Origin of the sequence: Pseudomonas sp. BP01, from assembly GCF_022760795.1 — a bacterium.
Taxonomy (GTDB): domain Bacteria; phylum Pseudomonadota; class Gammaproteobacteria; order Pseudomonadales; family Pseudomonadaceae; genus Aquipseudomonas; species Aquipseudomonas putida_Q.
Genome location: NZ_JAFBKA010000019.1, coordinates 43,035 through 56,441, shown reverse-complemented (window position 1 = coordinate 56,441; position 13,407 = coordinate 43,035). Strand labels below are relative to the sequence as shown.

Below are 13,407 nucleotides of genomic sequence, written 5' to 3'. Positions count from 1 at the left end.
ATACCGGGAATTGGGGCCGCTTTGCGGCCCCAAGATCTGTCAGAACTGCTCAGCATCCAGCAGGTACAGCGACTCGCTCCCCGCCTTCACCGAAGCCACCAGCGAATCCACCCGTGGCAACAACCGTGCAAAGTAGAACCGCGCCGTCCCCAGCTTGCCCGAGTAGAACGCCTCGTCCCCCTCACCCGCCTTGGCCGCGCGCGCCATCAGCGCCCACATGTAGGCATAGGCCACATAACCAAAGGCATGCAGGTACTCGACCGAGGCAGCACCGATCTCATTCGGATTGCCCTTAGCCTGCTCCAGCACCCACTCGGTCAAGCCATCGAGCTGGTCGAGGCTGGCCGCCAACGGCTTGGCAAATTCGCCCAGCTCGCCACCCGCGCCGGCTATGAACTGGCGAATTTCGTCGGAGAACAACCGGTAGTACGCGCCACCGCTGGCCACCACCTTGCGCCCCATCAGGTCGAGGGCCTGAATGCCGTTGGTGCCTTCGTAGATCTGCGTAATGCGCACATCACGCACCAGCTGCTCCTGCCCCCACTCACGGATATAACCATGCCCACCGAACACCTGCTGGCCATGCACCGTGCTCTCCAGCCCCAGGTCGGTGAGGAACGCCTTGGCCACCGGTGTCAGCAGTGCCACCAGCTCTTCGCTGCGCTTGCGCACGGCAGCGTCTTCGCTGTACTTGGCACTGTCCAGCTGCATGGCTACATAGGTGGAGAAGGCGCGGCCACCCTCGATCTGCGCCTTCATGGTCAGCAGCATGCGGCGCACGTCCGGGTGGACGATGATCGGGTCGGCGGCCTTGTCCTTGGCATGCGGGCCGGTCGGGGCGCGGCTCTGCAGGCGGTCGCGAGCGTATTCCACCGCGTTCTGGTAGGAGCGTTCGGCGGAGGCCAGGCCTTGGATGCCAACACCCAGGCGCTCGTAGTTCATCATGGTGAACATGGCCGCTAGGCCCTTGTTCGGCTCACCGACGATGTAGCCGACTGCCTCGTCGAAGTTCATCACGCAAGTAGCCGAGGCCTGGATGCCCATCTTGTGCTCGATCGAGCCGCAAGTAGCCGGGTTGCGCGCCCCCAGGCTCCCGTCTTCGTTGACCAGGAACTTCGGCACCAGAAACAGCGAAATGCCTTTCGCCCCTGCCGGTGCATCCGGCAGCTTGGCCAGCACCAGGTGAATGATGTTCTCGGTCAGGTCGTGCTCGCCACCGGTGATGAAGATCTTGGTGCCGCTGACCTTGTAGCTGCCGTCGGCCTGGGGCTCGGCCTTGGTGCGGATGATGCCCAGGTCGGTACCGGCATGCGGCTCGGTCAGGCACATTGAACCTGCCCAAACGCCGGCGTACATGTTCGGCAGGTACTTTTCCTTCAGTGCTTCGCTGGCGTGGGCGTTGATCGACAGGCAGGCGCCAGCGGTCAGCATCGGGTACAGGCCAAACGCCAGGCTGGAAGCGTTGACCATTTCCTCGACCTGGGCCGAGATGGCCTTGGGCATGCCCATGCCGCCGAACACCGGGTCACCGCCCACGCCCACCCAGCCGCCTTCGGCGTAAGTGTTGTAGGCCTCGATGAAACCGGCCGGTGTGCTGACCGCGCCGTTGTCCCAGTGGCAGCCTTCTTCATCGGCGGCGCGGCTGAGCGGCGCGATGGTCTTGGCGGTGACCTTGCCGGCTTCTTCCAGCACGGCCATGGCCGTGTCGGCATCGACCACCTCTGCCAGCCCGGGCAACTGCGCCCACTGCTCGGCCACGTTGAAGACTTCATTCAGTACGAAGCGCATGTCGCGCAGGGGCGCTTTATAGTCAGCCATGACAACCTCTCGCTAGTCGGGTCGGGGCGGTCTCGGGGAACCGCGACACTGGGTTACTGGCAGTGTAACCGAACAACTTTTACGAGACATAGGGTCATCAACTGACCGTACAGTCTTGTTCAGTCACGCCGTACGCACTGCACCGCGCTGCGATTGTTGCCCATGCACCATGACACAATTGCGCCCCGCGCCTTTGGCGCTATACAACGCCTGGTCCGCAGATTTCAGCACCGCCTCAGGGTTACGGTGGTCAACCTGGCGTTCGGCCACACCGATGCTGATGGTGACCGACACCGTTCCGCCGCTACTGCCCGCCCGCCGCTGGCGCCCACTTGTATCGTCCTGTGGGCGGCTGCTCTGGTCGCGCAGGTGCATCACATAGTTGGCGATCACCTCGCGCACGGCCTGCACGTGGGGCACACATTCCTCGGCGGTCTTGCCGGCGAACACCAAGGCGAACTCCTCACCACCATATCGATAAGCGCGGCCACCGCCGGTCACCTTGGACAAGCGGCTGGCGACCAGGCGCAGCACCTGATCGCCCACATCGTGCCCATGGGTATCGTTGAATTTCTTGAAGTGGTCGACATCGGTCATGGCGATCACGTAATTGCGCCCCAGGCGCTGCATGCGCTCGTTCAGCGCACGGCGCCCCGGCAGGCCGGTCAGCTCGTCACGGAAGGCCATCTGGTAGGCCTCGTGGGCAACCGCTGCGGCGATCATCAACATCACCTGGCTGCACATGATGTTCAGGGTGAACGGCAGGATGAACGTTTGCGGCAGCATCCAGAAAATGCCCAGCAGGCCGGTTATCAACGCAGCGTGCAGCGGCCGCGGTGCGCGCAGGTATTGCACCACCAGCAGGATGAACACGCCGATGAACAACGGGTAGACCATCTGGATCAGGCTCATCCACTGGCCATGCAAGGTGGGCCAGCGGATGTCCGCCAGCCAGGCCAGCAACGCTTCGGGGTAGCTTTGTTCGAGGGCTACCGCCACGCTGCCCACGGCGAACAGCACGGCGCCGCGGGCGACCATGTCCTGCAGCAGGTGGGTGCGTTCCTGCCAGGCGCCGTACAGCCCGAACAGGGCGGGCAGCAGCAGGCACACCAGGTGGAAGATCACTGCCGCGTCCTCGCGCACGCGGCCATGGTCACGGTAGAAGTCGGTCTGGGTATCGAGCAGGTAGTAGGCGATGTACACCGTGAGCATCATGCACAGCTCACGCTGGCGGCGGTACACCGCGCAGTAGGCACCGCCCAGCAACAGGACCAAGGTGGGCAGGACGTTGAACAGCGATGTGAAAAAGACACTGAGGTCTCTCACATAGGCTGCGGCGAGCCCTGCCAGCAACAGAAACAGCGAAGGCAGGAAGTGGCTTGCGCGAACAGCGTTAAGACGAAACAAGGGTAATCTCCAACCCGGCAGATCAATAGTGGCATTGTGCCCTTACTTCATCGGCAGTGCACAAGAACAGTTGAATTTCAGTTCCGACGCGGTCCCGTGTAGGAGCGGCCTTGCGGCCCGATCGCGACACAAGGCCGCTCCTACAAAGGGTTCGCAGTAGTGCCCAAAAAGCAAAAAACCCGCCTGCCGGTGAGGGCAGGCGGGTTTTGGGTACAGCGGGTGAATCAGTACGACAGGCCGAAGTGCTCTTCGTCCATCGCCATCAGGTTGTTGGCACCCGACAGCATGGTCGCCACATGCGTACGGGTACGCGGCAGGATGCGTTGGAAGTAGAAGCGCGCAGTCTGCAGCTTGGCGGTGTAGAAGGCCTCTTCGCTGGTGCCGGCTGCCAGCTTCTCGGCTGCCAGGCGGGCGATGTCGGCCCAGAAGTAGGCCAGGCAGGCGTAGCCGGAGTACATCAGGTAATCCACCGAGGCCGCACCCACTTCTTCGCGGTCCTTCATGGCGGCCATGCCCACTTTCATGGTCAGCTCGCCCCACTCCTTGTTGATGGCCGCCAGCGGTTCGACAAACTCCTTGAGCCCGTCATTGCCTTCCTGCGCCTGGCAGAACTTGTGCACGATCTTGGTGAAGCCCTTCAGGGCCTCGCCCTGGGTCATCAGCACTTTGCGGCCGAGCAGGTCCAGGGCCTGGATGCCGGTGGTGCCTTCGTACAGCATGGAGATACGGCTGTCGCGCACGTTCTGCTCCATGCCCCACTCGGCGATGAAGCCATGGCCGCCGTAGATCTGCACGCCGTGGTTGGCCGCTTCGAAACCGACTTCGGTCATGAACGCCTTGGCGATCGGGGTCAGGAACGCCAGCAGGGCGTCAGCCTTCTTGCGTTCTTCCTCGTCCTGGCTGTACTTGACGATGTCCACCTGCTTGGCGGTGAAGTACACCATCGCGCGGTTGCCTTCGGCAAAGGCCTTCATGGTCAGCAGCATGCGGCGCACGTCCGGGTGGACGATGATCGGGTCAGCGGCCTTGTCCGGTGCTTTCGGGCCGGTCAGGGAGCGCATCTGCAGGCGCTCGCGGGCGTATTTCAGGCCACCCTGGAACGCCACCTCGGCGTGGGCCAAGCCTTGCAGCGCAGTACCCAGGCGAGCCGTGTTCATGAAGGTGAACATGCAGTTCAGGCCTTTGTTGGCCGGGCCGATCAGGTAGCCGGTTGCCGCATCGAAGTTCATCACGCAGGTGGCGTTACCGTGGATGCCCATCTTGTGTTCGATGGAACCGCAGCTCACGCCATTGCGCTCACCCACGCCGCCTTCGGCATTGGGCAGGAACTTCGGCACGATGAACAGCGAAATACCTTTGGTACCGGCTGGTGCATCCGGCAGGCGGGCCAGGACGATATGGACGATGTTATCGGCCATGTCGTGCTCACCTGCCGAAATGAAGATCTTGGTGCCCGACACTTTGTAGCTGCCGTCGGCCTGTGGCTCGGCCTTGGTGCGCAGCATGCCCAGGTCGGTACCGCAGTGCGGTTCGGTCAGGCACATGGTGCCGGTCCACTCGCCGGACACCAGTTTGGTCAGGTAGGTGTGCTGCTGCTCGGCAGTGCCATGCGCCGAAATAGTGTTCATCGCGCCATGCGAGAGGCCTGGGTACATGCCCCACGACCAGTTCGAACCGCCGACCATTTCGCTCAGGGCCAGGCCCAGCGATTCCGGCAGGCCTTGGCCGCCATGCTCGACGTCATGCGCCAGGCTCGGCCAGCCGCCTTCGACGAACTGCTCGTAGGCCGCCTTGAAGCCAGTCGGGGTTTTAACGCCCGATTCGCTCCAGGTGCAGCCTTCCTGGTCACCCACACGGTTCAGCGGCGACAGCACCTGCTCACAGAACTTCGCGCCTTCTTCGAGGATCGCGTCGACCATGTCAGGCGTGGCGTCCTGGCAGCCCGGCAGGCTCTGATAGTGCGCCTCATAGCCAAGCAGTTCGTCGCGAACGAAGCGGATATCACGCAAGGGGGCTTTGTAATCAGGCATTGCGATGAACCTCTGGGTCAGTTCTGTGGGGGTGACCAGCTCTTGGCGGCCGTCTATCAAACAGTTGTTTGAAACTTACGTTTAGCTCCGGCTTATGTCAAGGAGGGACTATAGTGTCATTTGCGCCACGAAAAATGGCGTTTACGCCAAGGCAAGGCGCAACCCCTGTGGGAGCGGGTTTACCCGCGAATAGGCCCGCGCCAGAAAAATAAGTTGTCTGGGCTGACGCATTCGCGGGTAAACCCGCTCCCACAGAGATAGCGGTAGATTCAGGGGAGACGCCGACAATCAGGCGTAGGTGTCGATGATCCGGCCGAGCATTTCGTCGGATGCCTTGACTACCTTTGCGCCAAGCTCGACTTCGGTTTTGCCCACGACCATTTGCACCACGCTGGTGGCCATGTCCATCTGCTGGCTGCGGTCGACCGAACGCAGGCGTTCAGCCTGAAAATCGCTGGACTGGCTGGTGGCGGTACGTTCGGCTGTGGTGTTGGCGATCTGGCCGGCGGCCTGATCGACGCGGTTCTGGCCGGTCTGGATTGCGCTCAGGCCCGCGTAATATGCGGAGCTACCGGTGATTTCCATGTCAGGACTCCATTGACGCTGGATGACGAACAGGCCTAATTAAAGCAGGCTGGGCGCGAAAAGGCCCGTTTAAAAGCCTAATGGCCTGGTGCCAGTTGATAGGCCTTGGGTATTCCTGCACCGGCCCTATCGCCGGCAAGCCAGCTCCTGCAACAGCGGGTTCCCCCGCAAAGGGCCGGGCGTGAAAACGGCTAATCCAGCAGATCCAGCTGAAGGTGTTCAGCCACCATATCGGCACTGGCCTGCTTCAATTTGGGCACCCGCCCAAGGCAAGGCGCGGGCAAGCGCTCTGCCAGGCTGGCCAGGTTCTCTTCAAGACGCGAAGTACGGGGCTCGATGATGTTCGCCACCCAGCCCGCCAGTTGCAGCCCGTCGCGCTCGATGGCTTCGGCGCTGAGCAAGGCATGGCTGATGCAACCCAACCGCACCCCCACCACCAGAATCACCGGCAGCTGCAGGGCAACGGCAAGGTCGGACAGGTTCTCCAGACCCGACAGCGGCACACGCCAGCCACCGGCCCCTTCGACCAAGGTGAAATCGGCATTTTGTTGCAGCACATTGCGCATTGCCGCCAGCAGCTCCGGAACAGCCAGCGTCACCCCCGCCTCGCGCGCCGCCACATGCGGGGCAATCGCAGGCTCGAAGGCAAACGGGTTGACCTGCTCGTATGGCAACTTGATCGTGCTTTCGTCGATCAGCGCCTGGGCATCGCTGTTGCGCAAGCCCTTCGGTGTCATCGTGCAGCCGGAGGCCACCGGCTTGGCACCCAGAGTGCTCATGCCCTGCAAGCGCGCCGCGTGCAAAAGCCCGGCGGCGATGGTGGTCTTGCCGACATCGGTATCGGTACCGGCAATGAAATAGGCCTGACTCATCTCGCTCCCCTTACGCCTGTGGCTTGCGCAACACACCATAGACCACCTGATAGGTGGCTGGCAGCCCCTCGGGCTGGCGAAATGCTTCGTAGGCCTGCAAAAGGCCCTGCATGCGGGCCCGGCCGGTGAGGCCTGAAGGGCGGCCCGGGTTGAGGTTGTGCGCGCCCAGCGCCTTCAGTTCATGGGTCAGGCTGCGCACATCCGGGTAGTGCAGTACATGCGGGCAACGCTGCAGCCCAAGTTGTTCAAAGCCGCTGTCGGCACACAGGCGCTGGTAATCCTCAAACCGCCGAAAGCGGTTTACATGCACCAGGCCATCCACCGCCTGCCAGCTGGCACGCAATTCGTCCAGAGTACCCACGCACAGGCTGCTGAAGGCCAGCACGCCGCCGGGGCGCAGTACCCGCAACGCCTCTGCCAGCACACTGGCGAACTGGTCGCACCACTGCACCGCCAGGCTGGTGAACACAAGGTCGACGCTGGCATCTCGCAGCGGCAAACGCTCGGCATCACCGGCCACGTGGTAGTGCGCCCCACCCTGTTCATGCCGGGCGTGGCGCAGCATGCCTTCGGCGATGTCCACTGCCACACCGCTGGCCGGTGCGAAACACTCGGCCAGCTTTCGGCTGAAATGGCCAGTGCCGCTACCCAGGTCCAGCCAGTGCGACGGCTGCAAGCCTGCCGGCAACTGCTCCAGCAGGTTCAACCCTACAGCGCGCTGCAAGGCTGCCACGCTGTCGTAGCTGGCCGCAGCGCGGGAGAACGAAGCCGCCACCTGGCGTTTGTCGGGCAATGCGCCGGGCAGGGTCGGATGGGAAAGGTCAGTCATCGCCACTCTCATGCAGGAAACTCTTGATGCCCGCCGCCAACTCCTGCGGATACTCCAGCAGGAACGCGTGGGAACTGTCTTCGACCAGGCCCACTTCCACATCTGGCAGCAGCTCGCTCAATGCCTTGGCTGCCTCTGCCGGCACCAGCGCATCGCTGCCGGCGAACAGGTGCAGTTGCGGGCCGCCGTATGCCTGCAGGGCCTCGCGGGTGTCCAGCTTGGCCAGCACTTCAAGGCCGGTGGCCAGGTACAGCGGGTCGGTGTCCGGCACACCGACACCCAGTTGGCGCAGCAACGTGCGTGGCTGTTGGGCGCCATCGCTGCACAAGGTACGGAAGCGCTTGAGGGTGACCTGTGTATGGCTCCGGCAGCCATCGAGGAAGGTGCCGAAGGTGTCTTCGGGCATGCCGTGGGGCCAGTCGAGCCGGGCCACAAAACTGGGGTTGCTGGCCAGGGTCAGCAGGCCACAGCAGTGATCACCACGCTGATGCGCCAGCGCGCTGGCCAGCATGCCACCGAGCGACCAGCCACCCAGCCAGACATTGCTGGGCAGCTTGCGGTCCAGGTGGTCGACCCAACCCTGCACATCGCTGTGGTCCAGTTCGGGCAGGGGCATCAGCTCTACCTGCAAGCGGGCATCCTGGGCGCGCAGGCTGGCGGCCAGTGGCTCCAGTGAAGCAGTGCCCAGGCCCCAGCCGGGCAGCAGTACAAGACGATTACGCATCGGCGTTCTCCAGCTGTGGATAACACTCGGCCAATGCATTCAACAATAGCTGCACCTGCGCCTCGCTGTGCGCGGCGCTCAGGGTCACCCGCAGGCGTGCGCTGCCAACTGGCACGGTGGGTGGGCGGATGGCCGTCACCAGCAAGCCGCGCTCGCGCAACATACGCGACAGGCGCAGGGCCTGTGCGCTGTCGCCGATCATGATCGGCTGGATCGGCGTCGGGCTGTCCATCAACGCCAGCCCGACCTGCTGCGCGCCTTCGCGGAACTGGCGAATCAACGCGGCCAGGTGCTCACGACGCCAGGTTTCGCGGCGCAGCAGCTCCAGGCTCTTGAGCGTGGCGCAGGCCAGCGCAGGCGGCTGGCTGGTGGTGTAGATATAGGGGCGGGCGAACTGCACCAGCGCCTCGATCAACTCTTCGCTGCCGGCAACAAAAGCGCCCGCCGTACCGCACGCCTTGCCCAGCGTACCGACCAGCACCGGAACATCATCCACGCCCAGGCCGAAGTGCTCGACGATGCCACCGCCCTGTGCGCCAAGGGTGCCCAGGCCATGGGCGTCGTCGACCATCAGCCAGGCGCCGCGGGCACGGGCGACGTCGGCCAGTGCCGGCAGGTCGGCCAGGTCGCCGTCCATGCTGAAAACGCCATCGGTCACCACCAGCGTATTGCCGACGGCCTTGTCCAGGCGGCTGGCCAGGCTGGCGGCATCGTTGTGCAGGTAGCGGTTGAAGCGCGCACCGCTGAGCAGCCCGCCATCCAGCAGCGAGGCATGGTTCAGGCGGTCTTGCAACACCGTGTCGCCCTGCCCCACCAGCGCGGTGATGGCGCCCAGGTTGGCCATGTAGCCCGTGGAGAACAACAATGCACGCGGGCGGCCGGTGAGTTCGGCCAGCGCTTCTTCAACCTGGTGGTGCGGCGTGCTGTGGCCGACCACCAAGTGCGAGGCACCGCCGCCGACACCCCACTGCTCGGCGCCGGCCTGCCAGGCGGCGATCACCTCGGGGTGGTTGGCCAGGCCCAGGTAGTCATTGCTGCAGAAGGCCAGCAGCTGCTGGCCGTCGACCACCACTTGCGGCCCTTGCGGGCTGCCCAGCAGAGGCCGCTGCCGATACAGGTCTGCGGTGCGCCGTTCGGCCAGGCGCGCCGCCAGGTCGAAGGCCATGTCAGGCCGATGCAGCGTTGTAGAACATCTCGCTGCTGCGCTGTTCGACCAGCGCCTGCTCGATGGCCGCCTGATGCACTTCGTCGGCGTGCTCTTCACGCGCTTCGGGCTTGATGCCCAGGCGTGCGAACAATTGCATGTCCTTGTCGGCCTGTGGGTTGGCAGTGGTCAGCAGTTTTTCGCCGTAGAAGATCGAGTTGGCGCCCGCCATGAACGCCAGGGCCTGCATTTGCTCGTTCATCTGCTCGCGGCCGGCGGACAGGCGCACGTGCGACTTGGGCATCAGCACGCGAGCCACGGCGAGCATGCGGATGAAGTCGAACGGGTCGACGTCCTCTTCTTCGGCCAGCGGCGTGCCAGCAACCTTGACCAGCATGTTGATCGGCACCGACTCCGGGTGCTCGGGCAGGTTGGCCAGCTGAATCAGCAGGCCGGCGCGGTCGTCCAGCGACTCGCCCATGCCCAGAATGCCGCCGGAGCAGATCTTCATCCCCGCATCGCGCACGTAGGCCAGGGTCTGCAGGCGCTCGCCGTAGGTGCGGGTGGTGATGATGCTGCCGTAGAACTCCGGCGAGGTGTCGAGGTTGTGGTTGTAGTAATCCAGGCCAGCCTGGGCAAGGGCCTTGGTCTGCTCCTCGTCGAGCTTGCCGAGGGTCATGCAGGTTTCCAGGCCCATGGCCTTCACGCCTTTGACCATCTCCAGCACGTAGGGCATGTCTTTGGCCGACGGGTGCTTCCACGCCGCGCCCATGCAGAAGCGGGTAGAGCCGATGGCTTTGGCGCGGGCAGCCTCTTCCAGCACCTTCTGCACTTCCATCAGCTTCTGTTTTTCCAGCCCGGTGTTGTAGTGGCCGGACTGCGGACAATATTTGCAATCTTCCGGGCAGGCGCCGGTCTTGATCGACAGCAGGGTCGAAACCTGCACCCGGTTAGGGTCGAAATGCGCGCGGTGCACGGTCTGCGCCTGGAACAGCAGGTCGTTGAACGGTTGCTGGAACAGCGCCTTGACCTCGGCCAGGGACCAGTCGTGACGTGTTGTTGCAGTTGTGCTGGCGCTCATCGGCGTTTCCTTGTTTAGGCTGTAGCTGGCGCCGGGACAGGAAAGCCCACAAGCGCATCACGGATAGCTGGCATAGTTACGGAAGACCCATGAACTGTCAACCATACTGGAAAAGACTGGTTTACAAGTGCTCACTTATTAACCAATTATGTTTATTGTGTGATGAACCGGCCGAGCAGCACTACCCATTGTGCATCGCCTGCGAGCAGGAACTGCCCTGGCTGGGTGATCACTGCCTGCAATGCGCCCTGCCCTTGCCGATGGCCGGCCTGATCTGCGCCCAGTGTTCCCGCCGCTTGCCGGCGTTCGAACAGGTCATTGCGTTGTGGCATTTCGGTTTTCCGGTGGACACGTTGATCAGCCGCTTCAAGCACAATCGTCAATGGCCTTTGGGGCGCTTGATGGCCGAACTGCTGGGGTATGGGCTGCTGCATCGCTTTGCAGAAGGCCTACCCCGCCCTGACCTGCTGTTGCCTGTGCCCTTGGCCAAGCGTCGACTACGCGAGCGCGGGTTCAACCAGGCAGGGATGCTTGGGCGGTGGCTGTCTGGGCAACTTGCGCTACCTTGCGATGAGCGAATGCTGGTGCGCACGCGCGAAACACCTGCCCAGCAACAGCTGGATGCCAGGGCAAGGCAGCGCAATTTGCGACAAGCGTTTGCGGTCTCGGGTGAACTGACGGGCAAACATGTGGCCATTGTCGATGATGTGTTGACCACCGGTGCTACCGCGCAGGCCATCGCCGAGGTGCTGCGCAAGGCCGGAGCGCGGCGGGTGGATGTGTATTGCCTGGCGCGCACGCCCAAGCCGGGGTATGTATGAGGAAACGCGGATCGCCCTCTGTAGGAGCGGCCTTGTGTCGCGATCGGGCTGCACAGCAGCCCCAGCGATATTAGCCACGGCAGAAATCCCGGGGCCGCTTCGCGCCCCTTTCGCGACACAAGGCCGCTACTACACACTATCCACCTTCTGGCGCCACTACGACCGAATACCCATGCCCCTACCCACCCTGCTTACCCAGCACATCGCCCGCCGCCCCCAACGCATCGCGCTGCTGCAGCACATTGCCGAACAAGGCTCGATCACCCGCGCCGCGAAGGCTGCGGGTATCAGCTACAAGGCGGCCTGGGATGCCATCGACGAGCTGAATAACCTGGCCAGCCAACCCTTGGTCGAGCGCAGTACCGGTGGCCGTGGCGGTGGCGGTGCGCGTTTGTCGCCCGAAGGCGAGCGGGTGCTGCGCCTGTATCAAAGGCTGCAGACACTGCAGGCGCAAATTCTTGAGGCCGCCGAAGAATCCAGCGACCTCGACCTGCTCGGGCGCCTGATGCTGCGCACCAGTGCGCGTAACCAGCTGCAGGGCCAGGTCAGCGGCCTGCGCCGGGAAGGCCGGTATGACCGCATCAGCCTGGCACTGGGCGGCGGCCTGGAGATTGATGCGCTGATCACCCACGACAGTACCGCGCGGCTGGAGCTGACACTGGGGACGATGGTGGTGGCGCTGCTCAAGGCCGGTTGGATACGGTTGCTGGCGGAGGGGGAAGCAGCCGACGCGGGCAGCAACTGCTTGAATGCAACGGTGGAAGAGGTGCTGGCAGAGGGTGAGGGGCCCAGTGAGGTGCGGCTGGCGTTAGGCAATGGGCAGACATTGTGTGCCATCGCCGAGGCGGATTGGTTGGCTGGGCAGCCGGTGGCGGCGGGCAGTGCGGTGCGGGTGCAGTTTCATCCGTCCTATGTACTGATTGGAGTTCCTGCATAGCCTGGCCGCGCTTCAGCGCGGTTCGCGGGTAAACCCGCTCCCACAGGGAACGCGCCGCCTGAGACATGTGCGCAAAACCTGTGGGAGCGGCTTTAGCCGCGAAGAGGCCGGTACAGGCATAACGGGTTACCATGGCCCCACGCTGCTTACCCTCCGGAGTCACCATGTCCCACCCCTTCGACACCCTTACCCCCGACCTGGTCCTGGACGCCGTGGAAAGCATCGGCTTTCTCAGCGATGCACGGGTGCTGGCGCTGAACAGCTACGAGAACCGCGTCTATCAGGTGGGCATCGAAGACGCGCAGCCGCTGATCGCCAAGTTCTACCGCCCAGGACGCTGGAGCGATGCGGCGATCCTCGAAGAGCACAGCTTCACCGCCGAACTCGCCGACTGCGAAGTGCCGGTGGTTGCGCCGATGCAGCACGACGGCCGCACCCTGTTCGAACATCAGGGCTTCCGTTTCACCCTGTTCCCCCGCCGCGGCGGCCACGCTCCGGAGCCGGGCAACCTCGACCAGCTCTACCGCCTTGGCCAGTTGCTCGGCCGCCTGCATGCCGTGGGCGCCACCAAACCATTCGAGCACCGTGAGGCCCTGGCTGTGGACAACTTCGGCCACGCCTCGCTGAACACCCTGCTGGACGGTGGTTTTGTCCCTCGCGAACTGTTGCCCGCCTTCGAGTCGGTGGCCCGCGACCTGCTAAAACGTGTCGAGGATATCTACGCCCGCACACCGCACCAGCTGATCCGCCTGCACGGCGACCTGCATCCCGGCAACCTGATGCACCGTGACGAGGTGTACCACGTGGTCGACCTCGACGACTGCCGCATGGGCCCGGCGGTGCAAGACCTGTGGATGATGCTGGCCGGCAGCCGCGAGGAGCGCCTGGGGCAACTGGCCGAACTGATCGACGGCTACAACGAGTTCCACGACTTCGACCCGCGCGAACTGGCCCTGATCGAGCCCCTGCGCGCCCTGCGCCAGTTGCACTACAGCGCGTGGCTGGCAAGGCGCTGGAGCGACCCGGCGTTCCCGCCCAGCTTCCCGTGGTTCGGCCAACCCCGCTACTGGGGCGACCAGATTCTCGCCCTGCGCGAGCAAATGGCCGCGCTGGATGAAGCACCATTGAAATTGTTCTAGAAGCATGCCTGCCTCTGTCT

Annotated in this window: 12 protein-coding genes; 3 read left to right on the top strand and 9 right to left on the bottom strand. The window is 63.8% G+C overall.

Translation table 11 applies throughout. The features are described from left to right. Positions 1–39: 39 nt before the first annotated feature. The 9 genes from JOY50_RS17970 to bioB form a co-directional block, all read right to left on the bottom strand. Positions 40–1,818: an acyl-CoA dehydrogenase C-terminal domain-containing protein gene (locus tag JOY50_RS17970; protein ID WP_132843020.1), complete on the bottom strand. Its 1,779-nt coding sequence runs from the start codon at positions 1,816–1,818 to the stop codon at positions 40–42. A 123-nt stretch (positions 1,819–1,941) separates the two neighbouring features. After that, entirely contained in the window at positions 1,942–3,225 is a 1,284-nt protein-coding gene (locus JOY50_RS17965) for a diguanylate cyclase (protein ID WP_132843018.1), read from the bottom strand. A 224-nt stretch (positions 3,226–3,449) separates the two neighbouring features. Further along, complete coding sequence (locus tag JOY50_RS17960; RefSeq protein ID WP_019472546.1) at positions 3,450–5,255, bottom strand: phenylacyl-CoA dehydrogenase; 1,806 nt, start codon at positions 5,253–5,255, stop codon at positions 3,450–3,452. Positions 5,256–5,543: 288 nt separating this feature from the next. After that, entirely contained in the window at positions 5,544–5,840 is a 297-nt protein-coding gene (locus JOY50_RS17955) for a pyrroloquinoline quinone biosynthesis protein PqqE (protein WP_243055595.1), read from the bottom strand. A gap of 191 nt (positions 5,841–6,031) precedes the next feature. Continuing rightward, on the bottom strand, positions 6,032–6,712 hold the full coding sequence (gene bioD / locus JOY50_RS17950; RefSeq protein ID WP_019472548.1) for a dethiobiotin synthase: 681 nt from the start codon (positions 6,710–6,712) through the stop codon (positions 6,032–6,034). A 10-nt stretch (positions 6,713–6,722) separates the two neighbouring features. Next, positions 6,723–7,541, bottom strand: a complete 819-nt coding sequence (gene bioC / locus JOY50_RS17945; protein ID WP_132843015.1) for a malonyl-ACP O-methyltransferase BioC — start codon at positions 7,539–7,541, stop codon at positions 6,723–6,725. Next, positions 7,534–8,265 carry an alpha/beta fold hydrolase gene (locus JOY50_RS17940; protein WP_132843013.1) on the bottom strand — a complete coding sequence of 244 codons (732 nt, stop codon included), beginning with the start codon at positions 8,263–8,265 and terminating at the stop codon, positions 7,534–7,536. The genes bioC and JOY50_RS17940 overlap by 8 nt, the downstream gene beginning before the upstream one ends. Beyond that, a complete protein-coding gene (gene bioF, locus JOY50_RS17935; protein WP_132843011.1) occupies positions 8,258–9,430 on the bottom strand; it encodes an 8-amino-7-oxononanoate synthase in 1,173 nt (390 codons plus the stop codon). The genes JOY50_RS17940 and bioF overlap by 8 nt, the downstream gene beginning before the upstream one ends. A 1-nt stretch (position 9,431) precedes the next feature. Continuing rightward, positions 9,432–10,490, bottom strand: coding sequence for a biotin synthase BioB (bioB, locus tag JOY50_RS17930; protein ID WP_132843009.1), 1,059 nt, complete (start codon positions 10,488–10,490; stop codon positions 9,432–9,434). Between the two features lie 89 nt (positions 10,491–10,579). Here bioB and JOY50_RS17925 point away from each other — a divergent pair, with 89 nt between their 5' ends. The 3 genes from JOY50_RS17925 to JOY50_RS17915 all read left to right on the top strand — a co-directional run bounded on the left by JOY50_RS17925 (position 10,580) and on the right by JOY50_RS17915 (position 13,387). Further along, positions 10,580–11,311 carry a ComF family protein gene (locus tag JOY50_RS17925; protein WP_243055594.1) on the top strand — a complete coding sequence of 244 codons (732 nt, stop codon included), beginning with the start codon at positions 10,580–10,582 and terminating at the stop codon, positions 11,309–11,311. A 172-nt stretch (positions 11,312–11,483) separates the two neighbouring features. Further along, positions 11,484–12,248, top strand: a complete 765-nt coding sequence (locus JOY50_RS17920; RefSeq protein ID WP_132843005.1) for a TOBE domain-containing protein — start codon at positions 11,484–11,486, stop codon at positions 12,246–12,248. Positions 12,249–12,412: 164 nt separating this feature from the next. Beyond that, the gene (locus JOY50_RS17915; RefSeq protein ID WP_019470553.1) at positions 12,413–13,387 is read left to right on the top strand and encodes a serine/threonine protein kinase; all 975 of its coding nucleotides are present in this window, start codon (positions 12,413–12,415) and stop codon (positions 13,385–13,387) included. The last annotated feature ends 20 nt before the right edge of the window (positions 13,388–13,407 follow it).